30 protein-coding genes are annotated in these 26135 nt (G+C 63.2%); 14 read left to right on the top strand and 16 right to left on the bottom strand.

The window, feature by feature from the left end; translation table 11 throughout:
• The first annotated feature begins 122 nt into the window (after positions 1-122).
• Both LB572_RS23465 and LB572_RS23460 read left to right on the top strand, forming a co-directional pair.
• Positions 123-2360, top strand: coding sequence for a GumC family protein (locus LB572_RS23465; RefSeq protein ID WP_224669395.1), 2238 nt, complete (start codon positions 123-125; stop codon positions 2358-2360).
• Between the two features lie 297 nt (positions 2361-2657).
• Positions 2658-3092 carry an FKBP-type peptidyl-prolyl cis-trans isomerase gene (locus LB572_RS23460; RefSeq protein WP_140809645.1) on the top strand — a complete coding sequence of 145 codons (435 nt, stop codon included), beginning with the start codon at positions 2658-2660 and terminating at the stop codon, positions 3090-3092.
• 17 nt (positions 3093-3109) lie between these two features.
• Here LB572_RS23460 and LB572_RS23455 read toward each other — a convergent pair whose 3' ends face one another.
• Complete coding sequence (locus LB572_RS23455) at positions 3110-4339, bottom strand: GNAT family N-acetyltransferase (protein WP_224669394.1); 1230 nt, start codon at positions 4337-4339, stop codon at positions 3110-3112.
• A gap of 91 nt (positions 4340-4430) precedes the next feature.
• Here LB572_RS23455 and LB572_RS23450 point away from each other — a divergent pair, with 91 nt between their 5' ends.
• Positions 4431-5489: a polysaccharide deacetylase family protein gene (locus LB572_RS23450; protein ID WP_318014061.1), complete on the top strand. Its 1059-nt coding sequence runs from the start codon at positions 4431-4433 to the stop codon at positions 5487-5489.
• A gap of 22 nt (positions 5490-5511) precedes the next feature.
• On the opposite strand, the gene LB572_RS23445 is transcribed toward LB572_RS23450, so the two are convergent.
• Positions 5512-5916 (bottom strand): hypothetical protein, encoded by a 405-nt coding sequence (locus LB572_RS23445; protein ID WP_140809649.1) that lies wholly within the window; start codon positions 5914-5916, stop codon positions 5512-5514.
• A 101-nt stretch (positions 5917-6017) separates the two neighbouring features.
• A complete protein-coding gene (locus LB572_RS23440) occupies positions 6018-6233 on the bottom strand; it encodes a DUF2842 domain-containing protein (protein WP_224669392.1) in 216 nt (71 codons plus the stop codon).
• A 153-nt stretch (positions 6234-6386) separates the two neighbouring features.
• On the opposite strand from LB572_RS23440, the gene LB572_RS23435 reads away from it, so the two are divergent.
• On the top strand, positions 6387-7493 hold the full coding sequence (locus LB572_RS23435; protein ID WP_224669391.1) for a COX15/CtaA family protein: 1107 nt from the start codon (positions 6387-6389) through the stop codon (positions 7491-7493).
• Between the two features lie 43 nt (positions 7494-7536).
• Here LB572_RS23435 and LB572_RS23430 read toward each other — a convergent pair whose 3' ends face one another.
• From LB572_RS23430 to speB, 4 genes are all read right to left on the bottom strand, one after another.
• A complete protein-coding gene (locus LB572_RS23430) occupies positions 7537-7851 on the bottom strand; it encodes a hypothetical protein (protein WP_140809655.1) in 315 nt (104 codons plus the stop codon).
• An 85-nt stretch (positions 7852-7936) separates the two neighbouring features.
• The gene (locus LB572_RS23425) at positions 7937-8770 is read right to left on the bottom strand and encodes an aminoglycoside phosphotransferase family protein (protein ID WP_224669390.1); all 834 of its coding nucleotides are present in this window, start codon (positions 8768-8770) and stop codon (positions 7937-7939) included.
• Positions 8771-8776: 6 nt separating this feature from the next.
• Positions 8777-9709, bottom strand: a complete 933-nt coding sequence (gene argC / locus LB572_RS23420) for an N-acetyl-gamma-glutamyl-phosphate reductase (protein ID WP_224669389.1) — start codon at positions 9707-9709, stop codon at positions 8777-8779.
• Between the two features lie 29 nt (positions 9710-9738).
• Positions 9739-10740, bottom strand: coding sequence for an agmatinase (speB, locus tag LB572_RS23415; RefSeq protein ID WP_224669388.1), 1002 nt, complete (start codon positions 10738-10740; stop codon positions 9739-9741).
• 124 nt (positions 10741-10864) lie between these two features.
• Between speB and LB572_RS23410 the strand changes: the two genes are divergently transcribed.
• Together LB572_RS23410 and LB572_RS23405 are read left to right on the top strand one after the other, a co-directional pair.
• Positions 10865-12079, top strand: a complete 1215-nt coding sequence (locus LB572_RS23410) for an acyltransferase family protein (protein ID WP_224669387.1) — start codon at positions 10865-10867, stop codon at positions 12077-12079.
• Between the two features lie 95 nt (positions 12080-12174).
• On the top strand, positions 12175-13233 hold the full coding sequence (locus LB572_RS23405) for a glycerophosphodiester phosphodiesterase family protein (RefSeq protein WP_224669386.1): 1059 nt from the start codon (positions 12175-12177) through the stop codon (positions 13231-13233).
• 32 nt (positions 13234-13265) lie between these two features.
• Here LB572_RS23405 and LB572_RS23400 read toward each other — a convergent pair whose 3' ends face one another.
• Positions 13266-14138, bottom strand: a complete 873-nt coding sequence (locus LB572_RS23400) for an aldo/keto reductase family oxidoreductase (protein ID WP_224669385.1) — start codon at positions 14136-14138, stop codon at positions 13266-13268.
• A gap of 95 nt (positions 14139-14233) precedes the next feature.
• On the opposite strand from LB572_RS23400, the gene LB572_RS23395 reads away from it, so the two are divergent.
• Entirely contained in the window at positions 14234-15142 is a 909-nt protein-coding gene (locus LB572_RS23395; RefSeq protein WP_224669384.1) for a LysR family transcriptional regulator, read from the top strand.
• A 58-nt stretch (positions 15143-15200) separates the two neighbouring features.
• Here the strand turns inward: LB572_RS23395 and rpsI are convergent, their stop codons facing one another.
• The 4 genes from rpsI to LB572_RS23375 all read right to left on the bottom strand — a co-directional run bounded on the left by rpsI (position 15201) and on the right by LB572_RS23375 (position 17108).
• Positions 15201-15671 (bottom strand): 30S ribosomal protein S9, encoded by a 471-nt coding sequence (rpsI, locus tag LB572_RS23390; protein WP_140809434.1) that lies wholly within the window; start codon positions 15669-15671, stop codon positions 15201-15203.
• Entirely contained in the window at positions 15671-16135 is a 465-nt protein-coding gene (gene rplM, locus LB572_RS23385) for a 50S ribosomal protein L13 (protein ID WP_040983169.1), read from the bottom strand. Before rplM ends, rpsI begins: the two co-directional genes overlap by 1 nt.
• A 246-nt stretch (positions 16136-16381) precedes the next feature.
• The gene (locus LB572_RS23380) at positions 16382-16648 is read right to left on the bottom strand and encodes a type II toxin-antitoxin system HicB family antitoxin (protein ID WP_140809436.1); all 267 of its coding nucleotides are present in this window, start codon (positions 16646-16648) and stop codon (positions 16382-16384) included.
• 1 nt (position 16649) lies between these two features.
• Positions 16650-17108: a PaaI family thioesterase gene (locus tag LB572_RS23375; protein WP_140809438.1), complete on the bottom strand. Its 459-nt coding sequence runs from the start codon at positions 17106-17108 to the stop codon at positions 16650-16652.
• Positions 17109-17262: 154 nt separating this feature from the next.
• On the opposite strand from LB572_RS23375, the gene LB572_RS23370 reads away from it, so the two are divergent.
• The 5 genes from LB572_RS23370 to LB572_RS23350 all read left to right on the top strand — a co-directional run bounded on the left by LB572_RS23370 (position 17263) and on the right by LB572_RS23350 (position 21215).
• Positions 17263-18084 (top strand): enoyl-CoA hydratase, encoded by an 822-nt coding sequence (locus tag LB572_RS23370; RefSeq protein WP_140809440.1) that lies wholly within the window; start codon positions 17263-17265, stop codon positions 18082-18084.
• Between the two features lie 44 nt (positions 18085-18128).
• On the top strand, positions 18129-18911 hold the full coding sequence (locus LB572_RS23365) for an AAA family ATPase (protein WP_140809441.1): 783 nt from the start codon (positions 18129-18131) through the stop codon (positions 18909-18911).
• Entirely contained in the window at positions 18908-19429 is a 522-nt protein-coding gene (locus LB572_RS23360) for a CoA-binding protein (RefSeq protein ID WP_224669383.1), read from the top strand. The genes LB572_RS23365 and LB572_RS23360 overlap by 4 nt, the downstream gene beginning before the upstream one ends.
• Positions 19430-19588: 159 nt before the next feature.
• On the top strand, positions 19589-20869 hold the full coding sequence (locus LB572_RS23355) for an O-acetylhomoserine aminocarboxypropyltransferase (protein ID WP_140809445.1): 1281 nt from the start codon (positions 19589-19591) through the stop codon (positions 20867-20869).
• A 1-nt stretch (position 20870) separates the two neighbouring features.
• On the top strand, positions 20871-21215 hold the full coding sequence (locus LB572_RS23350; protein WP_224669382.1) for a cupin domain-containing protein: 345 nt from the start codon (positions 20871-20873) through the stop codon (positions 21213-21215).
• Positions 21216-21464: 249 nt separating this feature from the next.
• Here the strand turns inward: LB572_RS23350 and LB572_RS23345 are convergent, their stop codons facing one another.
• Both LB572_RS23345 and LB572_RS23340 read right to left on the bottom strand, forming a co-directional pair.
• Entirely contained in the window at positions 21465-22703 is a 1239-nt protein-coding gene (locus LB572_RS23345; RefSeq protein WP_224669381.1) for a cytochrome P450, read from the bottom strand.
• Between the two features lie 96 nt (positions 22704-22799).
• Positions 22800-23528, bottom strand: a complete 729-nt coding sequence (locus LB572_RS23340) for a hypothetical protein (RefSeq protein WP_224669380.1) — start codon at positions 23526-23528, stop codon at positions 22800-22802.
• A gap of 109 nt (positions 23529-23637) precedes the next feature.
• On the opposite strand from LB572_RS23340, the gene LB572_RS23335 reads away from it, so the two are divergent.
• Both LB572_RS23335 and LB572_RS23330 read left to right on the top strand, forming a co-directional pair.
• Positions 23638-23982 (top strand): DUF6949 family protein, encoded by a 345-nt coding sequence (locus LB572_RS23335; protein ID WP_140809460.1) that lies wholly within the window; start codon positions 23638-23640, stop codon positions 23980-23982.
• Positions 23983-24001: 19 nt separating this feature from the next.
• On the top strand, positions 24002-24529 hold the full coding sequence (locus tag LB572_RS23330; RefSeq protein WP_224669379.1) for a gamma carbonic anhydrase family protein: 528 nt from the start codon (positions 24002-24004) through the stop codon (positions 24527-24529).
• A gap of 32 nt (positions 24530-24561) precedes the next feature.
• Here the strand turns inward: LB572_RS23330 and LB572_RS23325 are convergent, their stop codons facing one another.
• Positions 24562-25110 carry an ankyrin repeat domain-containing protein gene (locus tag LB572_RS23325; RefSeq protein ID WP_224669378.1) on the bottom strand — a complete coding sequence of 183 codons (549 nt, stop codon included), beginning with the start codon at positions 25108-25110 and terminating at the stop codon, positions 24562-24564.
• Between the two features lie 73 nt (positions 25111-25183).
• Positions 25184-25936 carry an NYN domain-containing protein gene (locus LB572_RS23320; RefSeq protein WP_224669377.1) on the bottom strand — a complete coding sequence of 251 codons (753 nt, stop codon included), beginning with the start codon at positions 25934-25936 and terminating at the stop codon, positions 25184-25186.
• Positions 25937-26135: the final 199 nt, after the last annotated feature.

Raw genomic sequence — 26135 nt, 5'->3', positions numbered from 1 at the left:
GTTCTATTGCTTTTGCTCGATGTTCTTTGAGGGTTGTCTAATAAGCATGCATTTCGATCTTAACGGGTGGGTTACCATAGTTGTTTACGGTCCGTCTCGACTCAAAGTTCGGAGCAGGATGCATGTCCGTTCAGTCCGCGGCCGCAGATGTCGATGTCGACCTAAGACAGCTTTTCGCCAGTTTGGCGAGGAACTGGCTGCGCATTGTTCTTGTCACGCTCATGGTCGCCGCGCTGGCCTTTGCTTTGGCCTGGCTCGCAACGCCTTACTATAAGGCGACGGCCAAGCTGGAGATCGGCTCGCGCGAATCGGAATACACCCGGCCGCCGGGCACCAACGACGACGACAAGCCGATTTTCGATGAGCAGGGCGTAGCGACTCAGGTCCAGATCATTTCCTCGCCCGATATCCTCAAGCAGGTGGCGACCAAGCTCAAGCTGGACAAGCTGCCGGAGTTCGACGAAGCGTTGAAGATGTCGGCGCTCGGGCGCATGCTCGTTCTTGTCGGTTTGAAAAGCGATCCCTTCGATATCCCGCCGGAAGAGCGCGTGCTGAATGCCATGCACGACAAGCTCAACGTCTATGCGGTTGAAAAGACGCGCGCGATCGCCATTGAGTTCGCCTCGAAGGATCCCAAGCTTGCCGCTGATATCGCGAACGGTATTGCCGAGGCCTATATCGCCTCGAAGGGTGACGCCAAGCTCGAATCGAACGCCGCCGCCACCGATTTCCTGGCGCCGGAAATCGCCGACCTGCAGAATCGGGTGAAGGACGCGGAGGCCAAGGTCGCGGCCTTCCGCGCCCAGTCCGACCTTTTGATGGGCGGCAACAACGCGGTGCTTCCGACTCAGCAGCTCGCCGAACTGTCGAGCGAATTGTCGCGCGTGCGGGCCGGCCGCGCCGCCGCTGAAGCGAGCGCCGAAAGCGTGCGCCGGGCGCTGCAGAATGGCGGTTCGCTGGACAGCGTGCCGGAGGTCCTGTCCTCCGAGCTGATCCAGCGCCTGCGCGAGCGCCAGGTGGAGCTCAGGGCCAACATTGCCGATCTTTCGACGACCCTGCTGGACAACCATCCGCGCATCCGGGCGCTGAAATCGCAGCTTGCCGACCTCGACGGCCAGATTCGCAATGAGGCGCAAAAGATCATTCGAGGCCTGTCGTCCCAGGCTCAGACGGCCAGGGCACGCGAGGATCAGCTGGCCGCGGACGTCAACACGCTGAAAGCCGCCTCGGCACGCGCCGGCGAGCAGCAGGTGCAGCTGGACGCATTGCAGCGCGACGCGAATGTTCAGCGCCAACAGCTTGAATCCTATATGGCAAGTTATAATGCGGTGGCCTCGCGCAAGGATCGCAGATACTCGCCCGTCGCGGCGAGCCTGATTGCAAGCGCCCAGGTTCCGTCCCAGCCTTATTTCCCGAAGATCGGGCCGATCACCGGAGCGGCCGCAGCCGCTTCGCTGCTGCTGATGGCGATCGGAACGCTGCTTGGCGAACTGTTCTCGGGCCGCGCCATGCGTCCGGCCGCCGGCGCTCGCTTTGCCGATATCGAGCAGGTGGCGATGCCTGCGGCCAGGGAGGAGCCGATGGTCGCTGAGGAACATGATGAAGGTCGGGCTTTTGCGCCTTACGAGGAAGCTGGGGCAGGACATTCGATCGCGGAAGCCGAACTCCCGAGACCGGCCGAGCGCGAGCCGGTGGTGGTTCATGCCAGCGCGGTGGAAGCTTCCGGATCGAGCGAATCGGCGCCCGAACCAAGGCAATCCAGGCTCGGCGAGATCGATGTCGACAAGGCTGCGGAGAAGCTGATCGCCTCAGGTGCCGCGCGCGCGATCTTCGTGTCGCCGGAGGGCGACGAGGCGGCGGCGTCCGCCGTTCTCGTGGCGCGCGAAGTATCGGACGCCGGCCTGCGCGTATTGCTGCTCGATCTCACCGCGTCAGGCGCGGCGTCGCGGCCGATGCTGGACACGAGCCTCTTCCCCGGCATCACCAATCTGCTTGCGTCCGAAGCGCAGTTCAGCGACGTCATCCATCCCGATCTCTATTCGGATGCGCATGTCATCCCGGTCGGCACCGCCGACGCTGTCCGCGCCATGCGCGCCGCCGACCGGCTGCCGATCATCATGCAGTCGCTCACCACGGCCTATGATCTCGTCGTGGTCGAATGCGGCCCGGCCGACGCGCAAGGCATTGGCCGACTGGTCGGAGACGGCACCGAAGTCTTCCTGTCGATGCTGGAGGCCGACGATCAGGTGACGCAGGCCGCGGTCAAGCTGATCGAGAACGGCTATCCGACCCTGACGCTGGTCTCGCCGGTTGGTCACGAGCCGGGAAATCCGTTGCCTGGACGTCGCTCGGCGGCATAAAGCTGCAGGCCAATAGGGCTGTTCTGCAGGGCTGTTCTGCACCATCGCAACGCTTGCCAACGCCCCGAGATACTCGGAGCAGACCGCGCTGTATCGAGCACGGTTTGGTCGATGCCGGGCATGACAATCCTCAGGCGTACAGGACCGGCCAGGACATTTTCGGCGGCTCCGGCACTTTACATCGTCGGCAAGGCACCTAGTTCTGATGTTTCGCGCTCCGCACCTTCGTGCGTGGATGATCGAGAGCGGGACCCTGAGCCCTAGGCCGGTCCCCCAAACTCCCAAAGGATGGCTGTTATGACACAGGCCAAGAATGGCGACACCGTACGCATCAACTACACTGGGCGTCTGGTCGACGGCACCCAATTTGATTCTTCCGGCAACGAACCGCTGCAGTTCACACTGGGTGAAGGGCAGGTAATTCCTGGTCTCGAAACCCATGTCGAGGGCATGGAAGTCGGCACGAAATGCACTGTCACCGTTCCTTCCGACGCCGCCTATGGCCCCCATCGCCCCGAAGCGGTCGTAACCATCGACCGTGCTGCCGTGCCGGCAAACATCGACGTCGATGTTGGCACTCGATTGCAGGCTCGCACCCGCGAGGGACGTCCCATGCAAGTAACGGTCATCGGCGTGGACGACGCCAGCGTCAAGCTCGACGGCAATCATCCGTTGGCCGGAAAAGACCTGGTGTTCGACGTTGAATTGGTCGAGATCGTTCAGGCGGCGTAGTTAGCGGCTGGCCAGGCTTAGCCGTCGTCCTCGGCGGGAGCGGGCGCAGCCTGACCCGCCGCCTTGCGGCGCAGCATCTTGGTCAGCTTCCAGACCGTCGGGTTGTTCTTGATGAAGGCCTTGCTCCGCGCGCCCTGCCGCATCGCCGTCGCCAATGCGCGGCCCTTCAGCGTCAGCGGCGCGAGCACCTCGAAATGCTGGATCTCGATATCGCACCAGAGCCGTTTGTAAGGCTCGTCGCCGACCGAGAAGTCGTAGGCACTGAAGCCGAGTTCGCAGGCCTCCTGGATGTTGTCGAAGAACAGGAAGTCGCCGGGGCTGGTGAAGGCGAGATCGTCCTCGGCAATGGCGCCGAACTCGCAGATCAGCCGCTTGCCCGAGCGGCTGGAGCCGGTCACCGCGCGCAGTTTTCCAGCCACGTCCAGGCCATGCAGCAAAAACGATGGCTTCTCTTCGGTGAGCGCATCGGTAAACAGCGCCCGGAAGAAGGCGCGTACGCCCGCATCGCCAAAGACATTGGCGATGCCCATCTTGGCGAAGCGTACTTCCTTCATCTCGAGGAACGCATCGAGCAGCCTGTCGACCTCTTCGGGGGTGCGGGCCTCGATGCGTTGGAAAGTGCCGACAACCTCGAATTTGCGCGTCTGCGAACGATGCTTCTTGCGCTTGCGCTTGCCGCTCGCGCGCGACAGCAGCGCGTCGAAGCCGCCGTCGAGATCGACCGCGAGCGCAAGGTTCGGACTTGGGAAACCGGGTAGCGCGGCGAGCGGGTTGGCGATGCCGTCGAGGTCTGGCAACAGCCGTTCCAGCGAGATCAGATCGATGTCCGGCCGCGCTTTGGCGATCGCCTGGAACATCGACCGGATCGCGGGGCCGTCGATGGCAGGCTGGAAGCGCGGGTCAACCGCCGCGAAATTGCCATTGGCGTGACGCCCGCCGGTGAAAAGGGCAACCTTGAACGGGCCACGGCGTATGACTTCCAGCGCCAGCGAAAGCGCTGGATGGCCGTCGCAGTCAAGCGTCGCGATGACCATGTCGGCGCCGGTCGCGGCAGCCCAGTTGCTCACCCAGGATGCGCTTTGTGCCGGCGCATACAGCGCCGAAGCGCAAAGTTGTGCGTAGTCGGCAAGGCCGGCAGCGCCGCTGGCGGTCGCAATCCACCGGCCCTGATCGGCTCGCATGGGGCGCGCGGAAATCTCGTTGACCGCGATCTGGTTGCCGTCAAATGACGCTGTGGCGTCAACCATCCCTCAATCCTTAAGACGTATTGGTTCCGACTTGGGGGTTCGCATAGGCGCAATTCGTGCTTGGATGAGCCTAGGCGCAAAAGGTGAAGGAATGATCGACGGGGGCGAGGCAATCCGCAAACTGGCGTTGAACCTTGCCCGCTACACCGGTCTCGCGCCCTTGGCGCGGCCGTTTGTCGGCGGCATCGGCGCTATCCTGATGCTGCACCGGGTCACCGCGACACCCGAGAAGCCGAACGGGGTCAATCGGCATCTGAACATCGCCCCCGCCTTCCTCGACAGGTTGATCGCAGACATGAAGGGGCGGGGTTATGCCTTTGTTTCCCTTGATGAAGCGATCGAGCGCATCAAGACGGGTGGGAAAGGCGGCCAGTTCGCCACAATCACCGCTGACGACGCCTATCGCGATAACATGACCGAGGCGCTTCCGATCCTGGAAAAGCACGGCGCGCCGATCACTATCTACGTCGCCCCCAGCCTGATCGACGGCGCCGTCGAACTCTGGTGGGACGTGATCGAGGACATCGTCGACACCAGTTCGCGCCTGACGCTGACAATGGCGGGCAAGCCGACGGTGATCGATTGCTCGACACCAGGCAGAAAGATCCAGGCCGTCGCGCGGCTGAACGCCTGGCTGACCTTGGAAGTCTCCGAGGAAGAGCAGGGCGCCGCGCTGCGCGAACTGGCGCGTTCGAATGGGTTCAAGCCGAGCTCGGGCCGCTCATGCACCTTGATGAATTGGGATGAGCTCCGAGCCATGGCCGCGCATCCGCTGGTGACCATCGGCGCGCACACTGTCAACCATCGCAACTTGAAGCGGCTGTCCGAAGCCGATGCGCGCCATGAGATCGGCGACGTTCGCCGCATCCTCGCGGAAAGGCTCGGCGAGGAGCCGCGCCATTTGGCTTATCCTTATGGCTATGCCAGCGCCGTCGGCTGCCGCGAGGTGGGCTTTGCCCGCGACGCAGGCTATGCCTCGGCAGTGACCACAAGGCATGGCGTGCTGCGCGCTGAGCATGCCGGCTTCCTGCACGCGCTGCCGCGCATCTCCGTCAATGGCCGCTACCAGAGCGTGGCGCATATCCGCACGATGCTGTCCGGTATCACCACGCCGCTCGCCAACGCGGGCAAGATGGTCGTTACCATCTAGGCCTGCCTCGCCTGCGCCTTGATCAGCACTTGTGGAAATAACGGTAGGTGTCCGGCGCGCTCATCCATTTGAGCTGCGTTTCAAGCCCGCCATGCGCCTTGATCCAGCTTCTGATGTCGGATGCATAGGCGTTCCACAAAATGGCGGTCATGTCGGGCCGGTGCGCCAGATGGAAGCCGAAGCTCGCGGCCGGCGTCACGCAGATGCGGCTGCGCGCAATATAGCCGAGCAGCACGGTGCAGGCCGACTGGCACTTGCCGACGATGCGTACGTCGACGCCGCGTGCCGCAAGCCCCTTCCAGCGCTGGCTGTAGGCGGCGACGCTGCCGCCATGTGCGTCCGAGACATCGATGGTTTCCGCGGTCGCGATCGAAGCGGCGAGCGAGCAGATCAGAACGATCAGCCCCGCCAACATGGTTCTCAGCATGCCAAGCCTCCCTGCCGAGCCTATGAGCGAGGCAAGGTAGGCGCGCACCCGATCACGTCTGAATCACATTCGCGTTTGCGATTGCTTGGCGCCAGCGAGGGTCAGCCCTTCGGGCGCGGCTCGATGAGCAGCCATTTGATGATGCCCATGGCCGGCAGGACCCAGAGAAAGCCGCTGAGCACGAAGAACAGGAGATGCGCCGTGGGCCCGTATTCGGCGAGCCTGGTGACCGCGACGGCCGACGCGATCAGCGCGTAGATGATGACCAGAGCCACCAGCAATATGGTTCCGATCAGCTTTTTCAGGCGAATAGGCATGTCGCGGTCTCGTTGATCAGTCTCGCTTAGGCTCAATGAGGTGCGCGCGCAACCGTCGCGGCTTGGCGCGACGGCGTGCCGCGCTGTCCAGCCTTGCCAGTTGAGCGGCCTTGGTCCACCAATCCCGCGAATTCAACCGCCGGAAAAACGCCCATGGCTGCCATCACCGCCACGGCCCCCTATGCCGCTCGACACCGCAACCTGCAGAACCGCGCCTTGGTGCGCGGCTGGCTTTACGTTGTGCTGCTGGTGCTGTTCGCGCTGGTGCTGGTCGGTGGTTCCACCCGTCTCACCGGCTCGGGGCTGTCGATCACTGAGTGGCAGCCGATTCATGGCGTCATCCCGCCGCTCAACGACGCCGAATGGCAGGAAGAGTTCCGGCGCTACCAGCAGATCCCGCAATATACCGAGATCAACAAGGGCATGGGCGTCGAGGACTTCAAGTCGATCTTCTGGTGGGAGTGGGCGCACCGGCTGCTCGCCCGAAGCGTCGGCGTCGTCTTTGCCTTGCCGCTGCTGTTCTTCTGGGCGACACGCCGCATCGAACGCGGACTTGGGCTGAAGCTCGTCGGCATATTGGCGCTCGGCGGGCTGCAAGGCGCCATCGGCTGGTGGATGGTGGCTTCGGGCCTGGTTGAGCGCGTCTCGGTCAGCCAGTACCGGCTGGCGACGCATCTGACGCTTGCCGCGCTGATCTTCACCGCCACCATGGTGGTCGCGCGAGGTCTCGCGCCGCATTCCGAGCCCGCCGCCGACCGGTCGACGCAGCGGCTCGCCGGCTTCATCGTCCTGCTGGCGCTGATCCAGATCTATCTCGGCGGGCTGGTCGCCGGGCTGCACGCGGGCCTTTCCTACAACACATGGCCGCTGATGGACGGAAAGGTGATCCCGTCCGACCTGCTTCTCCTGAAGCCTGCCTGGCTGAACTTCTTCGAAAATCCGAAGACGGTGCAGTTCGTGCATCGCATAGGCGCCTATACGGTCTTTGTCGTGGCGCTCTGGCATATGATTGCGACGTGGCGGCGCCAGCCCGGCACCACCCATGCCCGCCGGGCCACGCTTCTGTTCGCGCTGGTGGTCGTCCAGGCCTCGGTCGGCATCGGCACGCTCTTGATGCAGGTGCCGCTGCACATGGCGTTGACGCATCAGGCGCTCGCGCTTGTGTTGCTTGGCTTTGCCGCCGCGCATTGGCGCGGCACCAAGGGCGCTTATCCGCTGCCGACCGAGATAAACGTCAGGGCAATTCCAGGAAAAATGTGAAGCGGTTTTCCGTCCGGAACTGCGTCAAGAAAAGAGCTGACGGTCACATCGAGAACAAATGCGACTGGGTCGTCGGTTCGTTGTCGAATTCCGCCTGGCGCGCCGCGGCCGTGGACGTCGTCGACTGGTTCTGGTCGGCCTTTTTCGCGTCGGCGGCCTTGAGCGCATCGAGTTTGGCCTGGAGGGCCGCGGCCTGCTGCTGCAGCCTCGCCGCGTCGGCTTCATCCTGAGCTGCCTTAGCCTGATCTTGCAGGGCCTGGATCTGCTTTTCGAGCGCGGCCTCCTGCGCCGCGTCGTCGGACGATGTGGACGAGGAATATTGCACCGACTGGACGGAGCTCGAGATTGCGCTGACCATGGAAAATCCCTTGCGGAAGGCTGGATTCCATCAGTAGCCGATTATGGTGAATCCACCGTTACCGCCGCAGCCTTCGCCTGAACGATCAGAACCTTGCCCGCACCATGCGGATTGCCTCGGCGACGGCCAGCTCACGGTTTTCGTCGACCGCGTTCTTGTCCTCGCGATGCCATGCGGCCGACAGGCAGCCATAGGCGATCGCGTGGTCGAGGATGGCGCGCGGCGACTGCCCGAGCGTTTTGCCGAACACGTCAGCCATATGGGAGATCCGGTTCGGGTCGAGGCAGAGATCGTCGCGGTCGAGCGGATTGTAGAACATGTTCGCCGCGTCGAAGCCGGGATCGCCGATGACACCCTTCGGGTCGATCGCCAGCCAGCCGCGCGGCCCGAACAGGATGTTGTCGTGGTGCAGGTCGCCATGCAGCGGGCGCATAGCATGCGGGTCGGCGAGCAGCCGTTCGGCGATCGCCGCCGCCTCGACGTAGAGCGTGCCGCGGCCGGCATCGCTGTCCGTTTTGGCAGCGCGAAAAAGGCTGACGAATCGCTCCCTTAGCGGCTGCAGGTCGGCCGGAGGCGTATACTCGGACGGCAAGAACAGCCGCGCCATCACCTCGGCCGCGATGGTAGTGGCCGCATCGTCGCCATGCGCAGCGAGATGTTCGGAAAGCAGCCTGTCGCCGGCATATTCGAGCAGCATGCGATTGCCGTCGCGACCGAGCAGCCGAACGGCGCCTTCGCCGCGCCGCCAGGCGAGGTAGTGCTCGCCGCGCAACTCGTCCGCGACATCGTCGAAGGGTTTCAGATCCTTGACGATTGCCGGCGAACCATCTTCGCGCGTTACCTTCCAGATCCGGCTGGAAAACGTCTCGGCAATGAGCTCGGGAGCGCTGACCTTCCAGCGCTCAGGGAATGCCTGCATGACCGCTCAGTGCTTGATGCCGAGCGTCAGGTCGAGGTTCTGCACCGCGGCCCCCGACGCGCCCTTGCCGAGATTGTCGTAGACGGCCATCAGCAGTGCCTGCGCCCTCTCGTCATTGGCGAACACGTAGACCTTCATCCGGTTGGTGCCGTTATAGACCTCCGGGTCGATCTCCGGCATGCGCTCCATATGCGTGTAGGGCGCGACCTCGACCACGCCGCCCTTGATCGACGCATAATGGTCGGCGATCGCCGCATGAAGTTCGGCGCCCGTCGGTATGCGGTCGAGACCGCCGAGCTGCAGCGGCACCACTGTGATCATGCCTTGCGCGAAATTGCCCACAGCCGGCTGCATGATCGGGTCGTGCGACAACTTCGCATAGGTGCGCAGCTCCGGAACATGCTTGTGCTGCAGCGTCAGCCCGTAGGGCAGGAACTCGGGCGCGTCCTCGCCCTTGCCGACATAGTCCTCGATCATCGGCCGGCCGCCACCGGAATAACCGGAGATGCCGTTGACGGTGACCGGGAAGTCGGCGGGCAGCAGGCCGGCCGCAACCAGCGGCCGCAGCGTCGCGATCGGCCCCTGCGGCCAGCAGCCCGGATTGGCGATGCGCGTCGCGCCGGCAATCTTCCTCGCCTGGTCCTTGTCCATCTCGGCAAAGCCGTATTCCCAGCCCAGGGCGACGCGAAACGCCGTCGAGGCGTCGATCACCTTGGTCGTGTCGTTTTCGATCAGCGAAACGCTTTCCTTGGCGGCGGCGTCCGGCAGGCAAAGGATCGCAACGTCGGCCGCGTTGAGGAATTCGGCGCGGGCGGCGGCCTCCTTGCGGCGTTCTGTCGGGATCGAGATGATCTCGAGGTCGCCGCGGTCGGCCAGCAACGCCCTGATCTGCAGGCCCGTCGTGCCGTGTTCGCCGTCAATGAAGATTTTCGGTTTCATCGCTTGCCAAATTCCCTGCGATTCCAATGTCATATGCCGTGGGCGTGATTTACTGCCGCGTGATTGCCGTTGTTCAACTCTTCCGCTCGTGCCTTTCGCTCCGCCAGCAGGCCGAGATAGTGCATGGCGATGATCGATCCGGCGATCGCCGTTATATCGGCATGATCATAGGCCGGCGCAACCTCGACGACGTCGGCGCCGACGATGTCGATCTGGCCGAGCTGGCGCAGCGTCGACAGCATCTTGGCCGAGGAGGGGCCGCCGGCCACCGGCGTGCCGGTGCCGGGAGCAAAGGCCGGGTCGAGGCAGTCGATGTCGAAGGTGAGGTAGGTCTTCTTGCCGCCGGTGCGTTCGACGATCGCGTAGGCGATGTCGGAGGCGCGCATTTCCTCGACCTCATGGCCGTAGAGGATTTTTATGCCGAACGTGTCGGGCGCGTGCGTGCGGATACCGATCTGGATCGAGCGGTCGGGGTCGATGATGCCTTCGTTCACCGCGCGGGCGACGAAGGAGCCATGGTCGATGCGCTTGCCATCATCCGGCCAGGTGTCCTGATGCGCGTCGAACTGCACGAGCGCCAGCGGGCCGTGGATCGCGGCATGCGCCTTGAGCAGGGGCCAGGTGACGAAATGGTCGCCGCCGAGCGTCAAAAGGAACGCGCCTGATTTCAGGATCTTGGCCGCCTCGCGCTCGATCGTGCCGGGCGTCTTCTGGTGGTTGCCGCTGTCGAGCAGACAATCGCCGTAGTCGACCACCGAAAGATGCTCGAAGAGGTCGCGTGAGAACGGGTATTGCGGATCGTTGTCGAGGATCGCCGAGGCACGGCGGATCGCCTGCGGCCCGAACCGGGCGCCCGGCCGGTTGGTGACGGCGGCGTCGAAGGGAATGCCCCACACGACAGCGTCCGCGCCCTTCACGTCCTTCGTGTATTTGCGCCGCATGAACGACAGCGCGCCGGCATAGGTCGGCTCGAACGACGCGCCCGTCTTGGAGCGGGCGGTGAAGGCGTTGTCGATGTTCTGGTTCGCCATTACGGGTCCTCGGTTCTCATCGGGCAGCCACCACTACAGAACCGGCACGCAACATGCCAGTCACAGCTTGCCGAAACGAGGCGGCGCTCGGCGAGTGCCACGGCAATACAGGATCTGTATCATTATGGCTGAGACGGCTCTGCTCAACCTTGCACCCGCACCCGCGGCGACCCGCGTCGGCACGATGGCCGGCGAGCGCTTCCTGGTGCTGGATTCCTGGCGCGGCATCTGCGCGCTGCTGGTGGCGCTGTTCCACTTCCCGACCACCTCGATCGTCTCGCAAAGCGCCTTTGTCGGCGGCTCCTATCTGTTCGTCGATTTCTTCTTCGTGCTCTCCGGTTTCGTCATTGCCAGCGCCTATGGCAGCCGGCTGAGCGAGCAGGATGATCTCACACGGTTCGCCGTGGTGCGTTTCGGCCGCATCTATCCGCTGCATCTCCTGATGCTTGCCGCTTTCGCCGGCTTCGAGGCGCTGCGGCTCGTCCTGCCGGCATTGCATGGGACGGGTCCCGCGCCCTTCACCGCGGGTTTCGACCTGAAGAGCCTGGTCACCAACCTCTTCCTTTTGCAGGGCATGGGCGTGGAGGATCATCTGAGCTGGAACGCGCCGAGCTGGAGCATTTCGGCCGAGTTCTTCACCTATCTGCTGTTTGCCGCCGTCGTCTTCGCCGCTGGCCAGCGCGCCTGGATATGGTTCGCCGCCGCCGCCGTGACGGCGCCGCTTTTCCTGCTCGCGGTCTCGACGCGTCATATGGACGTGTCCTTCGATTTCGGCTTCATCCGTTGCCTTTACGGCTTCTCGCTCGGCGCTTTGCTTGCCTGGTTTCAGCACGATTCCATTGCAGAGGCGCGACAGGCGCCCACCAGCGGGGCGGGGCGCCTTGCTTGGACCCTGGCTGAACTTGCGATGATCGCTGGGATCGCGCTGTTCGTCTCCATTGCCGGCACCAACGATATCGGCATCGCCGCGCCGGTCGTCTTCGCTCTGGCGCTTTATCTTTTTGCCCATGAAGGCGGGTGGGTCAGCGTGGCTCTGCGCAGCCGGCCCATGCTGCTGCTCGGTTCGCTCTCTTATTCGATCTACATGGTCCACATCTTCGTCCAGGCCCGCATGATCAATGTCGGCGGCCTGATCGAACGCAAGCTCGGGCTCGGCATTGTCGGCGATCTGATGCTGCGCGGCGACCACGCGACCGGCTTCGGCGCCGGCTCTCCCTGGATCGGTTTTGCGGCTCTGATCGCCATGCTGATCGCGGTCGTCGTCGCGTCCTGGTTCACCTGGCGCTTCGTCGAAATGCCGGCGCTGGCCTGGTTCCGGCGCCTTTCCAAGCGGATTTGACGGGCTTTGACGCGAAACAGCTAGCCGGCTTCGTTCACCTGCCTGTCATGGGCATCGCCTAACCGGGTTCCGACGCGGAACGGAGCGATTCCCCGATGCGAACACTCTGGCTGAGCCTTCTTCTGTCCGCCGCTTTTGGCGCTGTCTCCGGCCAAAGTTTAGCCGGCGAGACACGAGCGAGCCAAATCCTCGACCGTTTCGAACATGCCAACCAGTGGCGCGACCACGTGATGATCGCCGCGCACCGCGCCGGCAGCATGCAGGCCGGCAAGACGCTCTACGCCGAGAATTCGCTGGCCGCGGTCGAGGGTTCGATCGCGATCGGCGCCGAGATCGTCGAGGTCGACGTCCGGCGCGCGAAAGACGGGGCGCTCGTCATCATGCATGACAGCTGGCTCGACCGCACGACCACCTGCAAGGGCGAGGTTGTCAAATACACGCTTGCCGAGCTGAAGAAATGCCGGCTGGTCATCGAGGGCACCGGCGCCGTTACCAGCGAGACGGTGTCGACGCTGCGCGAGATGCTGCTTACGACCAGGGACAGGATCCTGATCAACCTCGACAACAAGCTGGAAGTGACCGACCTGCCGGGCATGATCGCGGAGGCGCGCGATCTCGGCATGGCCGATCAGGTGATCGTCAAGGAGAACCTGTGGAGCCGGCAGCGCATCGATGCCGCGAGCGCCGCGCTTGCCAAGGCCGGCGGCGGCTTCCAGTTCATGCCGATCCTCGCCGACGACGCCGTGCATGACGCCCTTTTCGCTGGCGAGGTCGACAAGGCATTCGCGCCGCGCGCCATCGAATTGATCAACTGGCGCAACGGCGCCGAGACGCTGACCTCGACCGGCGGTCCGCTGTTCAGCAACCACATGCGGGCGGAAGCGGCGCGGGGCGACTGGCATCTCTGGGCCGACACCTATGCCATCGTCAACAAGCCGGGCGGCTTCCTCGCCGGCGGCCGCGGCGACGAATTAGCCGTTGCCGCCAGCCTGCCGCGCGAGGCCTGGGGTTTTTGGATCGACCGCGGTGCCACCATCATCCAGACCGACGAGCCGAAAGCCGCGATCGAGTGGCTGACGGCCAATGGCTATCGCGTGCCTTATACGAGCGACGGCAAAGCTGCTGAGCCGGCGCATACAGCGAGTATAAACTAGCAGGCGTCAGCGCTGGAACTGCCAATCGCGCCTCACGCCGCTTTCGCCACGCCATCCAGCTCCCGCAGCACATCCGACGACAGCTTCAACTCCGCCGCCGCAAGGTTCTCCCGCAGATGCCCGACCGATGACGTGCCCGGGATCAAGAGGATATTGGGCGAGCGCTGCAGCAGCCACGCCAGCGCCACCTGCATCGACGTTGCGCCGAGCCGTTCCGCGACCCCTGAGAGCGTCGAGGACTGCAACGGGTTGAAGCCGCCCAGCGGGAAGAACGGCACGTAGGCGATGCCGTCTCGCGCCAGCTCATCGATCAGCGCGTCATCGCCCCGGTGCGCCAGATTGTACTGGTTCTGCACGCAGACGATCTTGCAGATCTTGCGGCCTTCCGCGATCTGCGCGCGGGTGACGTTGCTCAAGCCGACATGGCGCACCAGGCCTCTGCGCTGAAGCTCGGCAAGCTTGGTGACTTGCGGCTCGATGGAGCCCTCCGCTGGACCGTGCACCCCGAACATGATGCGCAGATTGACGACGTCCATCACCTCGAGGCCAAGGTTACGAAGATTATCGTGCACGGCCTGTTCGAGCTCATCGGCTGTGAAAGCCGGCAGCCAGGAGGCGTCTTCGCCACGACGGGCGCCGATCTTGGTGACGATGGTGAGGTCGTCGGGGTAGGGCGCCAGTGCCTCGCGGATCAGCTTGTTGGTGACGTGCGGACCGTAATAGTCGCTGGTATCGATGTGGTTGACCCCGTTCGCCACCGCTTCGCGTAGCACGGCGACCGCCGCGTCATGGTCTTTCGGCGGGCCGAACACGCCTTTGCCCGCAAGCTGCATGGCGCCATAGCCGAGGCGGTTGACCGAGCGGTCGCCGAGTTTGTAGGTGCCGGATTTGTCTACGCTGGACATCGTGGTTCTCCTTCGCTGTCGGCGACGGAGATAGGGCATGGCCGCTGTCCCGATAATCGGCTATATTCGGCACAGCTTGTACGAGATTTAGGACAATGGCGACTGATCTCAACGATCTCCAGGCGTTCATGGCCGTGGCGCGGGCCGGCGGGTTTCGCGAAGGAGCCCGTGCGACGGCGGGCAGCGCGTCCGCACTCAGCGAAGCCATCCGCCGTCTGGAAACCCAACTCGGTGTGCGGCTGTTCAACCGCACCACGCGTAGCGTCGCCTTGACCGAGGCTGGCGCCGGCCTGCTGGCGCGGCTCGGTCCGGCGCTTGGCGAGGTCGAGGCAGCGCTCGATGTGGTAAACGGCTTTCGCGACCGGCCCGCCGGAACGTTGCGGCTCAACGTGCCGATAAGCGCCTCCCGGCTGGTGCTGCCAAGAATCGTTCCGGGATTTCTGGCGGCCTATCCCGCCATTCGCCTGGAGGTGATTGCCGAGGAGAACTTTGTCGATCTGCTGGTGGCTGGCTGCGATGCGGGCATCCGCTATGACGAGCGGCTGGAGCAGGACATGATCGCCGTGCCGATCGGGCCGCGCACGCAGCGCTTCACCACCTCCGCCGCGCCGGCCTATCTTGACCGGCACGGTCGGCCGCAGCATCCCCGCGACCTGCTTGGCCATGCCTGCGTGCGCGGCCGCTTCCCGAGCGGGGTCATGACACCCTGGGAGTTCGAGCGGGATGGTGAGGTGGTGCGGGTCGATACCACGGGACCATTGCTCGTCAGCATTGGTGGAGGTGTCGATCTCGCCATCGATGCGGCGATCGCCGGCGTCGGCATTCTGTGGCTCTTCGAGGACTGGGTGCGTCCGCATTTCGAGAGCGGCGTGCTGGAACCTGTGCTGGAGCCGTGGTGGCAGCAATTTTCCGGGCCGTTTCTCTATTATCCCGGGCGCCGCCTAGTGCCGGCGCCACTGCGCGCCTTCATCGACTACATCAAAACGCCGGCCGGGCACTGGTAATGAAAACAAAAAAGGCCGCCCGGAGGCGGCCTTTCGAAATGCTTGGACTTCGTAACGCTTAGCGCTTCGAGAACTGGAAGCTGCGGCGGGCCTTCGCCTTGCCGTACTTCTTGCGCTCGACCACGCGGCTGTCGCGGGTGAGGAAGCCGCCCTTCTTGAGCACCGAGCGCAGGCCCGGCTCATAGTAGGTCAGCGCCTTGGAGATGCCGTGACGCACAGCACCCGCCTGGCCGGAGAGGCCGCCGCCGATGACGGTGGCGACGATGTCGTACTGGCCGGCGCGGTTGGCCGCGACGATCGGCTGGTTGAGGATCATCTGCAGCACCGGACGCGCGAAATAGGTCGCGAATTCCTTGTCGTTGACGGTGATCTTGCCGGAGCCCGGCTTCACCCAGACGCGCGCGATGGCGTTCTTGCGCTTGCCGGTGGCGTAGGCGCGGCCCGACTTGTCGAGCTTCTGGATATGCACGGGCGCGGCCGGCTGCGCGGCGACGGTGCCGAGTTCTGCGAGCGAGGAAAGCTCAGCCATTATGAAGCCCTCTTGTTCTTGGAGTTCAGCTTGGCCACGTCGAGCGTGACGGGCTGCTGGGCGGTGTGCGGATGCTCGGCGCCTGCATAGACGCGGAGATTCTTCATCTGGCGGCGGCCAAGCGGGCCGCGCGGGATCATGCGCTCGACGGCCTTCTCGACGACACGCTCGGGGAAACGGCCCTCGAGCAGCTGGCGCGCGGTGCGCTCCTTGATGCCGCCGGGGTGGCCGGTGTGCCAGTAATAGACCTTGTCGGTGTACTTCTTGCCGGTGAACACCACCTTGTCGGCATTGATGACGATGACATTGTCGCCATCATCGACATGCGGGGTGAAGGTGGGCTTGTGCTTGCCGCGCAGATGGTTGGCGATGACAGTGGCCAGACGACCGACGACGAGACCTTCGGCGTCGATCAGCACCCACTTCTTCACCACATCCGCAGGCTTCTGCGAAAAGGTAGCCATGGTTTTGCTCTCACGTTGACCTTTTCTGACAGTGCCAGAAAAAGGCGTTTCTTGTTGCTTGGATTGACGGAAGGCCGGAGCCGACCCGCCAATAACAAAAACGGCGGCCTTTGCGGGCCGCTGCTTCGGGAGGGCTTATAGGCGAGGGCGCTTAGCGCGTCAAGGCAGCGGAAAATGCGTATAGAGAACAAAATGTAGAAAAAACAATAGGTTGGTTGAATGGTATTATTTTACCACAAGGTCGCCTCACGTAAGCCGCCGGACTAGGGGCACCGAAACCAGATAGGCCCCACGGGACAGCACGGCACGGATTTCGGGAATAGAGATCATTGCCTCATGGCTGGACGGCTCGGCAACTGGCATATCCTCGGCCCAGATCTGCAGAGCCTCGACTGCGTTTGGAACGATATCCTTTTCCTCGTCCGCAGCCGAAAAGCAGCCGGGAATGTCCGGGAATTGAACACCGAACGCGCTATCTCCGGTCTTTTCAACAAGCGCGAAGTAGCTCTTCATTTCAACCTCTTGAGTCCCGCTTCCTTGGGATCGAATAAGTGCCCGTGGCGTGCGCTACCGTGTGGCGGTCCGGGCCTGCGACGATGTCGATGTCGAACACCATCAGGCTCTTGCCGAGCTTCAGGATGCGGCAATGGCCGTCGATCGGACCGGCTTCGGCCTTGCGCATGAAGTTGATGTCGAGGTTGACCGTCACCGATAGCGCGTCCGGGCCGGCGTGGCTGAGCACGCAGACATAGCCACCGATGTCGGCCAGCGTGAACAGCGACGGACCCGAGACCGTGCCGCCCGGGCGCAGATGCCGCTCGTCGGCGTTGAGCCGCACCGTGCAGCCGCCGGGAAACACGTCGATCGCCTCATAGGAGGTGAAATTGTCGTTGAGCTGCGGATAGACGCTCGCCATCAGCGCATTGACTTCCGCCGCATTGAGCATCGGCTTCAGATCGCTTTGGGCAGGCATGGGCGGCGTCCTATATGAGATGGCAAGCTCCGGGCGATTGTGCCTGGACCAAACGGTGCGACGGAGAAAACACGCCTCGCGGCTGTTCTTCAACCGGCAGCGTGGTAGTTCTATTGCTCCATGCACCTGCGAGCGCTGACCCGAAAGGTTGGAAATGGCCGAAGTCGTCGCCATCAAGCCCGCCGTCGCCGACGGCCCCGTTCTTGTAAGTCAGGACAAGGGCGTCTTGCGCCTCACGCTCGCCAGCCCGCCGGCCAATGCGCTGTCGCTGGCGACGATGGCGGCGCTGCAAGCCGAGTTCGATCGCGTCAAGGCCGACAAATCCGTGCGCGTCATTATCCTGGCGGCATCGGGAAAAGTGTTCTGTGCCGGCCACGACCTCAAGGAAATGACGGCGCATCGCGCCGAGCCGGATCGCGGCAAGGCCTTCTTCCAACAGACCTTCGCGGCCTGCGCAAGCCTGATGCAGACCATCGTGCGCCATCCCAAGCCGGTGATCGCCGAGGTCGACGGCCTGGCGACCGCGGCCGGCCTGCAACTGGTCGCCAGTTGCGACCTCGCCATCGCTTCGCACGAGGCGAGCTTCTGCACGCCCGGCGTCAATATCGGCCTGTTCTGCTCGACGCCGATGGTGGCGCTGTCGCGCAACGTCTCGCGCAAGCAGGCGATGGAAATGCTGCTCACCGGCGAGACGATCGACGCCGCGACCGCAAAGGAATTCGGCCTGATCAATCGTATCGTGCCGCGCGAATATCTGAATCAGGTTGTCAACAAATACGCGCAAACCATTGCTTCAAAATCCTCTTTGGTCGTCAAGACCGGCAAGGAAGCGTTCTATGCCCAGGCCGAAATGGGGCTCGCGGACGCCTATGCCTATACCGGCCGGGTGATGGTGGAGAACATGCTGGCGCGCGACGCCGAAGAAGGGATCGGCGCCTTCATCGGCAAGCGCAAGCCCGAATGGACCGACGAGTAACCGGTTTGAATGAAGACGCGCCATCCCATCCTTGAAGGTTCGACGTGGCCGCCCGCAGGCAACTGACGCGGCTGAAAGCGCCTTATCTCAAGCGCATCCTGCTTGAGCCGTCGCGCGTGTCCGACTGGGAAAAATATCCCTGGAACCTGCCGCTCTTCGGTGAGCGCGCATTCGAGTTCGAATTCGCTTCGGCCATCACCATCATCGTCGGCGAAAACGGCACCGGTAAATCGACCCTGCTCGAAGCCATCGGCGCGCTGGCCGGCTATGACGAGGCGGGCGGCGGCAAGGGTTATCGTCCGGTAGATCATTCCATCGCCATCGACAAAAGCGGTGCGTCACTCGCCGGGACATTTCGCGCGCATTGGCTGCCAAAGGTCACCGCCGGCTGGTTCTTCCGCGCCGAGTCCTTTTACTCGGTCGCCCGCTATCTGGATAAGGCGGCGGTTGAAGATCCGTTCGGACCGCCGCCCCCCGATTTCCTGTCCTGGTCGCATGGCGAGGGCTTCATCCGCTTCTTCGAGGAGCGTTGCCGCAGGCAGGGCATCTATATTCTCGACGAGCCCGAAAGCGCGCTGTCGCCGACGCGCCAGATCGAACTGCTCAAGCTGCTCCGGCGCATGGAGCAGTCGGGCACCGCGCAGGTCATCATGGCGACGCACTCGCCACTGCTGATGGCCTGTCCGAATGCGCGGCTCTTCCGCATCAGCCGCTTCGGCCTCGACCTGATCGATTTTCAGGACACCGATCATTTTCGCATGATGCGCGACTTCTGCAGCGATCCGGCTGCCTTTCTCGCCGAAGCACTGTATGAGGACGAGCCATGAATCACGATACCTATGACAACGCCTATATCGCCGGCATCCTCAATTCGGTGAAGACGATCGCTATGGTCGGTGCATCGCCCAACGATGTGCGGCCGAGCTATTTCGTGCTGAAATATCTTTTGGCTAAGGGCTTTTCGGTGCTGCCGATCAATCCCGGCCATGCCGGCAAACAGATCCTCGGGCAGACGGTCTATGCCAGCCTGGCCGATCTGCCGCAGCCGGTCGACATGGTCGACATTTTTCGTGCCTCCTCGGCAGTGCCGGGCATCGTCGACCAGGTGCTCAAGCTCGATCCGTTGCCCAAGGTCGTCTGGATGCAGCTCAGCGTGCGCCATGACGAGGCTGCTGCGCGGGCCGAGGTCGCCGGCATCAAGGTGGTGATGAACCGCTGCCCGAAGATCGAATATGGCAAGCTGTCCGGCGAGATCGGCTGGACCGGCGTCAACTCCGGCGTTCTGTCGTCGAAAAAACCCTTGATGCGCCAGGGGTTTCAGAGCTTCGGCGTGCGGCAGAAATAAGCGGATCGCGGCTCGCGCAAAATTATTCCGGGAAGAAATGCATTTTCCCGGGCGTTCGTCGCAGATCGCGCCCCGAAAGGTATTTTCTTCTTTGCATTCCCACTCGGGCTTCGCCAAGAATGCCCGGCGATTTTCGAAAGATTTGAGAGGGAGGTTTCGATGACCCGTACGCCCGGTTTCAACACTCTAGCGGTCCATGCCGGCGCCAAGCCAGATCCGGCAACCGGCGCCCGCGCCACGCCGATCTACCAGACCACCTCCTTCGTCTTCGACGATGCCGACCATGCCGCCTCGCTGTTCGGGCTGAAGGCCTTCGGCAACATCTACACCCGCATCATGAATCCGACGCAGGCGGTGCTGGAGGAGCGCCTTGCCGCGCTGGAAGGAGGCACCGCGGCACTCGCCGTCGCCTCCGGCCATGCCGCTCAGGTGCTGGTCTTTCACAATCTGATGCAGCCTGGCGACAACTTCATCGCCGCCAACAAGCTCTATGGCGGCTCGATCAACCAGTTCGGCCATGCCTTCAAGAACTTCGGCTGGGAAGTTCGCTGGGCCGAAGCGAATGATCCGGCGACCTTCGAAAGCCAGATCGACGACAAGACCAAGGCGATCTTCATCGAAAGTCTTGCCAACCCCGGCGGTATCTTCGTCGATATCGAGAAGATCGGCGACATCGCTCGCAGGCACGGCCTGCCGCTAATCGTCGACAACACGCTGGCCTCGCCCTACCTAGTGCGGCCGATCGAGCACGGCGCCGATATCGTCGTGCATTCGCTGACCAAGTTCATCGGCGGCCACGGCAATTCGATCGGCGGCGGCATCATCGACGGCGGCACCTTCGACTGGTCGAAATCCGGCAAGTATCCGATGCTGTCGGAGCCGCGTCCTGAATATGGCGGTCTCGTCCTGCATGAGACCTTCGGCAATTTCGCCTTCGCGATTGCCGCGCGCGTGCTTGGCCTGCGCGACATCGGCGCCGCGATTTCGCCCTTCAACGCCTTCCTGCTTTTGACCGGCCTGGAAACGCTGCCCCTGCGCATGCAGCGCCACTGCGACAATGCGGCGAGCGTTGCCGGCTGGCTCTCAAACCATCCCAAGGTTGCCTGGGTGAACTATCCCGGACTGCCGAGCGACAAGAACAATGCGCTGCAGAAGAAATACTCGCCGCAGGGCGCCGGAGCCGTCTTCACCTTCGGCCTCAAGGGCGGCTATGCGGCCGGCGTCAAGTTCGTCGAGGGGCTGGAACTGTTCTCGCACCTGGCCAATGTCGGCGACACCAAGTCGCTGGTCATCCATCCGGCCTCGACCACGCACCGCCAGCTTTCCGACGAACAGAAGGTCAAGGCCGGCGCCGGGCCTGACACCGTGCGCCTTTCGGTCGGCATCGAGGATGTCAACGACATCGTCGCCGATCTCGAGCAGGCGCTCGGCAAGGTCTGATATGTCGGCCTTTCTAGCGGTCAATGTCGACGCCGTCGAACCGGAGGCCGGCGCGCCGGCCCCGGATCGGGTGGTTTCGGGCGATCCGAAATTCCGCACCTGGAATGTCGAGGAGCGCGACGGCAGCCTCTATGCCGGTATCTGGGAAGCGACGCCGGGCAAATGGCGCATCGTCTATGACGAATGGGAGTTCTGCCACATCCTGTCCGGCGTCTCGGTCATTGCCGAGGATGGCGGCGAGTCGCGCACGGTGCGTGCAGGCGACAGTTTCGTGCTGAGGCCTGGGTTCAATGGCACATGGGAAGTGTTCGAGACGACGCGCAAGGAATATGTGATCAAGCTTTGAATGCGCTCCTATTGGCGGAGGCTACGCTGGAGGCCGGAGCGCCCGTCGCTTCGTCATTCCATGGCGGAGCAAGGAGCGAAGCGACGCGCGCGGACGATAGAAATCCATGCCGCAACGTTAAGGCTGCTACCACGGCGAAGAATTCTGCTCCGCTGCATCCCTCGGCCAAAGTCACGGAATGGATCCCTGTGTCTGCGCTCCGCTTCGCGTCGCTACGCCCATGGATGACGGCGTTCGGAAGGCCTCAGCTCAAAAGGCCACAGCCACCTTCTCCAGCCCATGGAAATGGTAAGTGTCGCGGAAGCGCGGCTTCTCGGCTACCCTCAATTTCGGCAGCCGGTCGAACAGCGTCTTCAGTGACACCTGGAGCTCCAGCCTGGCCAGCGGCGCGCCGATGCAGAAATGGATGCCGGCGCCGAAGGAGACGTTCTTCTGGTCGGTGCGGGCAGGATTGAAGGTATCGGGTTCGGCAAAAGCCAGAGGATCGTGATTGGCCATGCCGAGCAGCAGCGCTACCATCTCGCCGGGCTTGACCAGGATGCCCGGCGAAACCTCGATTTCCTCATAGGCATAGCGCAGGAACATATGCAGCGGCGCATCGAAGCGCAGGCATTCCTCGACCGCCGCGGCATTCGTCTCGGGTGTGGCAAAGAAGCGGCGGGGATCGCCGCCTTGCGCGAGGATCGCGCGCACCGCATTGCCGGTTTGGTGAACGGTCGCCTCGTGACCGGCATTGAGAAGCAGGATGGCCGAGGACACCAGCTCGTCCTCGGAAAGCTTCTGGCCGTTGTCCTGGGCCTCGATCAGCAGCGACAGCAGGTCGTCGCCCGGATTCTTACGCCGTTCGGCGACGTAGCCGCGCAGGAACGAGGAAAAGTCGCGCGCGGCACGGTTGGCCGTGTCCTCGATTTCGCGCGTGCGGCCATGCATGTACATGGCGACCATCCGATGCGACCAGTCGAGCAGTTGCGGCCCCATCGCGACCGGAACGCCGAGCATTTCGGCGATGATGGTGATCGGCAAGGGCGAGGCGTAGGCGGACAGAAGGTCGGCGCCGTTTGGCTTGAAGCGGTCGATCAACTCATTGGCCAAGGCCTCGACGCGTGGCCTGAGCCGCTCGACCTGGCGTGAGACGAAGGCGCGGTTGACCAGCGTTCTGAGCCGCGTATGCACCGGCGGCTCGAGCTCCAGCATGGAATTGGCCTCGATCGCGTCGAAGGCCATGAGATGCGAGCGGTCGTCGCCTACGCCGCGACTGTCAGGAATCCCGGCCGGGTTCTGCCGGCCGAAACGGCGGTCGCGCAGCAGCCGGTTGACGTCGTCGAAGCCGCCAAAGCACCAGAAGCCATAGTCTTCCCAGAAGAAGGCGCTCGAAGCACCATGCATGAAGGCATACGCCTCATAAGGGTTTTGAACGAAGGCCGGCTCGTGCGGGTCGAGACGCAGGCGACGGCTGGCGGGGTCGAAGGCGAGGTAGGCTGGCTTCATGGGTTGACCATTAGCGCGCCTTGTCAGTCCGATGCCAGTTGGTATTTCTGGCTGCCAACTCGAAGCCGATAGCGCAGCAAGCAGAAATCGTAACCGTCAGTGGCCTGTCTTCAGGATGCTCGCCACTTTGGCGGCAATAGCCGCGTCCAGCGCCGGCCAGTTCGCCAGCAGTTCGCGGGGAAAACGGTAGGTCAGGCTGAGATCGTCGCCAACCTGGATGTCGCGCTCGCAGGGCGCCAGCGATTCCTCCGCGCTCGGACCGCTCAGGCAGCGGGCGACGAACGGATCCTTGCCGGGACGTTCAGCGACGGCCAGCACCTCGTTCAGGTAGCCTGATTTTTCGCTGAAGGCGTAAACCGTCGTGCCGCCCGCGCCGGGCGTGCCCGGCTTTTCGATCAGAGCGCTGTAGATCGGCGCGAAGCGGCCGCTCATGTCGCGCGACATCATCCTCGGCTCGAACGACAGGAAGATGATCTTCCTGGTGGTCGCGTGGTTGAAGTCGTCGCGCGCGGCCGTGCTGTAACCGTCCATCTCGGGATAACGCAGATAGAGGTCGAGCCGCGAGGCGATGCCGTCGCGCCTCGCCTGGTCGAAGCGGATGAAGTTTGCCGGCACGCTGATCAGATTGTTGCCCATGACGATCTGGCGCACCGTCGCATCATCCGTATAGCCGGCCATGGCGATGGACCGTCCAAGCCATTTGCCGCCGACGCTGATCGCCACCGAAAGCAGCGCCAGCGCCGCGAAGATGTAGAAGACCCGCTTCATCAAGGTCGAATCGACGACCTGGAATTCAGCGCTCTCGGCCACGGTTGCCTGTCTCATTCCTCTTCCCCGATCCGCCCATCTGTCCTTCGGCGGCACAGCCTGCGCGGCATGGCTCTTGCAGCGCGTTGGCACGACTGTGCGTATTCATGGTAAACGGTTGGTAAACATGGATCCCGTTGTGCTTGTTCTTTACGCGTTTGCGGTTGGTGTCACGGCCTGCGGACTGGCCGGATCTGCCATGGAACTTTTGTCCGGCCGGCGCCTCGCCTTTGCCGAACCCTATGTTTCGCCCGTCCATATCCTGCGTTCACTGGCGGCGACGGCTTGCGCCGGGCCGTTCATGCTCACCAACGAGGCTTTGGCCGCCCGCCGAGAAGGCCGCATCGGCACGATGGCGCTGTTGTCCTGCGGTTGCACGGCCATCGCCTGGGCCTTGGCCCTCGGCGTCGTGCTCATTGCCATTGCATCCTGGGCAACCGCCAACCTAGGGTCTCTCGAATTCGCTGGTTGAGACGAATCGGAGACGAAAAATGCCGATCTATGCGATCGATGGGAAGGCGCCTGAATTCGAGGACGCCGATACGAACTGGATCGCGCCGGACGCGACGCTGATCGGCAACATCACGATTGGTCGTAATGTCGGCTTCTGGTTCGGCGTCGTCATCCGTGGCGATGGCGAGCTCATTGCGATCGGCGCCGACACCAATGTGCAGGAACATACGATCATGCACACCGATCCGGGCTTTCCGCTGACCATCGGCAAAGGCTGCACGATCGGCCACAGGGCGCTGCTGCATGGCTGCACGATCGGCGACAACAGCCTGATCGGCATGGGCGCCATCGTGCTGAACGGCGCCAGGATCGGCAACAACTCGCTGGTCGGCGCCGGCGCCCTGGTGACGGAAAACAAGGTTTTTCCGGACAATTCGCTGATCGTCGGCTCGCCCGCCAAGGTCATTCGCACGCTGGACGAGGTGGCGATCGAGCGGCTGCGCGTCTCGGCCGCCCACTATGTCGCCAATGCCAAACGCTTCAAGGCCCAGCTGAAAGCAGTATGACGGCGGCGGGCTGGCAGCTCGGCGCGACTTCATCAGCGGCGGCCGTTCATAGCCTCACGCAGCAGGAAAGCGCCGGCTTCGAAGCCGGCCTCTTCCGCGCCTTCCAAAGCCGTTTCGTAGTCGTCGATGCGGGTCCTCAGCAAAGGGTCCTCGCCTGACAGGAGCAGCAGCTGGATCGCCTCGGCGTCGCGCCGGGACACCGCGTAGTGCAGCGGCGTCCAATCGTTCACACCGCGCATATCCGGGCCGGCGGCATGTTCGAGCAGGATACGCACGACCTCCAGCCGGTCCGGTCGTTCCGTCGACAACGCCGCGATGATCGAGGGAAAACCGGCAGGATCTTCATAATTCGGGTTGGAGCCGGCATCGAGCAAGGCAGTGATGAATGCGGCCGGGCTCCAGTAGATCGCATATTCCAGCGGATGCCCAAGGCCGAGCTCGAACGGCATCCGCTCGTCGAACCAGCGCGCCGAGCCGCCGAGCGCCTTGCCAAGTCCGTCGAAGTCACCCGCCTTGAAGGCCTCGTCTATGGCCTTGAAAAGCCGATGGCGCTCGCAGCGATCGTCAGGGATTTCCAGCATTGCCCGTAACCCAGAAGCTCCATAGTGCATCTGTCAATCGGCCTTGGGAAGATGAACAAAATAGTTTCAGAGCTTATACCGCTTTGCTTGCTGAGCCTTTCGAGCGTTTGGGCTTCAGCCGTATTCGCATAGCGCCACTCTTCGATGTCTCGATTTCGAATTCCTCCGTCTTCCTCACGAGATCACTGAGTTTGCCGAAGCCATAGGTGCGAGGGTCAAAATCGGAGAACAAGTTTGACAGCTGCTTGCCGAAGGTCCCGAGGAGAACCCATCCATCCTCGCTCTCCATTTGGCCGATGACTTTCTTGAGCATCGGCGTAGCCGCGTTTAGCGCATGAAGCGGCCTTGCGGTTACGGCTGTATCTTGAGGGCTAACCGCGCCGGGAAGAAGATTTTCAGTGTAAACGAAGCGGCGGCACGCTTGCCGAAAACTCTCCGGTGTTTTCTGCTCTCCGAAGCCGAAAACATCGACGCCTTGTTCGCGGATTCGTGCTGCAAGCCTCGTAAAATCGCTGTCGGACGAAACCAAGCAGAAGCCGTCAAAGCGGCCGCTGTGCAGTAGGTCCATGGCATCGATCACCAGAGTGATATCGGACGCGTTCTTCCCCGTGGTGTAGGCGAATTGCTGCTGCGGGATGATGGCATACTTCGAAAGAACGTCTGCCCAACCCCTCGATCTCGCGTTTGAGAAGTCGCCGTAAATACGGCGGACGCTGGCTTCGCCCATTTTTGCGATCTCTTCAAACAAGCCGTCGGCGATTTTCGCCGAGGCGTTGTCGGCATCGATAAGGACGGCGAGGCGTGGGGATTTAGGCTCGGTCACCATGCAGTGCTCTCGGTTGCTTCCACCTGCAATTGTTCCTGTTGGGCTGACGCGTTCGCGGCAGCCAGAAGGTAGCAACCAGTGAGCGTGGCGTCGAATCCCATGGCCCCGAAATAGCGGAGCCGGCCCCGGGGACAGGGGCCGGCTCCTAAAACCCGGGGGGTGGGGGCCGGGGGGGTGGGGGCGCGGCCGGGCGTTGCCC

The organism is Mesorhizobium sp. BH1-1-5, assembly GCF_020165615.1.
In the GTDB taxonomy this organism is placed as follows: Bacteria; Pseudomonadota; Alphaproteobacteria; order Rhizobiales; family Rhizobiaceae; genus Mesorhizobium.
Note: the sequence above shows the minus strand (reverse complement) of the source record. Positions and strands in the feature narration are given on the sequence as shown.

Coding starts and splice junctions, on each gene's coding strand:
- LB572_RS23465 (WP_224669395.1), top strand. CDS start 123: ATGTCCGTTCAGTCCGCGGCCGCAGATGTCGATGTCGACCTAAGACAG.
- LB572_RS23460 (WP_140809645.1), top strand. CDS start 2,658: ATGACACAGGCCAAGAATGGCGACACCGTACGCATCAACTACACTGGG.
- LB572_RS23455 (WP_224669394.1), bottom strand. CDS start 4,339: ATGGTTGACGCCACAGCGTCATTTGACGGCAACCAGATCGCGGTCAAC.
- LB572_RS23450 (WP_318014061.1), top strand. CDS start 4,431: ATGATCGACGGGGGCGAGGCAATCCGCAAACTGGCGTTGAACCTTGCC.
- LB572_RS23445 (WP_140809649.1), bottom strand. CDS start 5,916: ATGCTGAGAACCATGTTGGCGGGGCTGATCGTTCTGATCTGCTCGCTC.
- LB572_RS23440 (WP_224669392.1), bottom strand. CDS start 6,233: ATGCCTATTCGCCTGAAAAAGCTGATCGGAACCATATTGCTGGTGGCT.
- LB572_RS23435 (WP_224669391.1), top strand. CDS start 6,387: ATGGCTGCCATCACCGCCACGGCCCCCTATGCCGCTCGACACCGCAAC.
- LB572_RS23430 (WP_140809655.1), bottom strand. CDS start 7,851: ATGGTCAGCGCAATCTCGAGCTCCGTCCAGTCGGTGCAATATTCCTCG.
- LB572_RS23425 (WP_224669390.1), bottom strand. CDS start 8,770: ATGCAGGCATTCCCTGAGCGCTGGAAGGTCAGCGCTCCCGAGCTCATT.
- argC (WP_224669389.1), bottom strand. CDS start 9,709: ATGAAACCGAAAATCTTCATTGACGGCGAACACGGCACGACGGGCCTG.
- speB (WP_224669388.1), bottom strand. CDS start 10,740: ATGGCGAACCAGAACATCGACAACGCCTTCACCGCCCGCTCCAAGACG.
- LB572_RS23410 (WP_224669387.1), top strand. CDS start 10,865: ATGGCTGAGACGGCTCTGCTCAACCTTGCACCCGCACCCGCGGCGACC.
- LB572_RS23405 (WP_224669386.1), top strand. CDS start 12,175: ATGCGAACACTCTGGCTGAGCCTTCTTCTGTCCGCCGCTTTTGGCGCT.
- LB572_RS23400 (WP_224669385.1), bottom strand. CDS start 14,138: ATGTCCAGCGTAGACAAATCCGGCACCTACAAACTCGGCGACCGCTCG.
- LB572_RS23395 (WP_224669384.1), top strand. CDS start 14,234: ATGGCGACTGATCTCAACGATCTCCAGGCGTTCATGGCCGTGGCGCGG.
- rpsI (WP_140809434.1), bottom strand. CDS start 15,671: ATGGCTGAGCTTTCCTCGCTCGCAGAACTCGGCACCGTCGCCGCGCAG.
- rplM (WP_040983169.1), bottom strand. CDS start 16,135: ATGGCTACCTTTTCGCAGAAGCCTGCGGATGTGGTGAAGAAGTGGGTG.
- LB572_RS23380 (WP_140809436.1), bottom strand. CDS start 16,648: ATGAAGAGCTACTTCGCGCTTGTTGAAAAGACCGGAGATAGCGCGTTC.
- LB572_RS23375 (WP_140809438.1), bottom strand. CDS start 17,108: ATGCCTGCCCAAAGCGATCTGAAGCCGATGCTCAATGCGGCGGAAGTC.
- LB572_RS23370 (WP_140809440.1), top strand. CDS start 17,263: ATGGCCGAAGTCGTCGCCATCAAGCCCGCCGTCGCCGACGGCCCCGTT.
- LB572_RS23360 (WP_224669383.1), top strand. CDS start 18,908: ATGAATCACGATACCTATGACAACGCCTATATCGCCGGCATCCTCAAT.
- LB572_RS23355 (WP_140809445.1), top strand. CDS start 19,589: ATGACCCGTACGCCCGGTTTCAACACTCTAGCGGTCCATGCCGGCGCC.
- LB572_RS23350 (WP_224669382.1), top strand. CDS start 20,871: ATGTCGGCCTTTCTAGCGGTCAATGTCGACGCCGTCGAACCGGAGGCC.
- LB572_RS23345 (WP_224669381.1), bottom strand. CDS start 22,703: ATGAAGCCAGCCTACCTCGCCTTCGACCCCGCCAGCCGTCGCCTGCGT.
- LB572_RS23340 (WP_224669380.1), bottom strand. CDS start 23,528: ATGAGACAGGCAACCGTGGCCGAGAGCGCTGAATTCCAGGTCGTCGAT.
- LB572_RS23335 (WP_140809460.1), top strand. CDS start 23,638: ATGGATCCCGTTGTGCTTGTTCTTTACGCGTTTGCGGTTGGTGTCACG.
- LB572_RS23330 (WP_224669379.1), top strand. CDS start 24,002: ATGCCGATCTATGCGATCGATGGGAAGGCGCCTGAATTCGAGGACGCC.
- LB572_RS23325 (WP_224669378.1), bottom strand. CDS start 25,110: ATGCTGGAAATCCCTGACGATCGCTGCGAGCGCCATCGGCTTTTCAAG.
- LB572_RS23320 (WP_224669377.1), bottom strand. CDS start 25,936: ATGGTGACCGAGCCTAAATCCCCACGCCTCGCCGTCCTTATCGATGCC.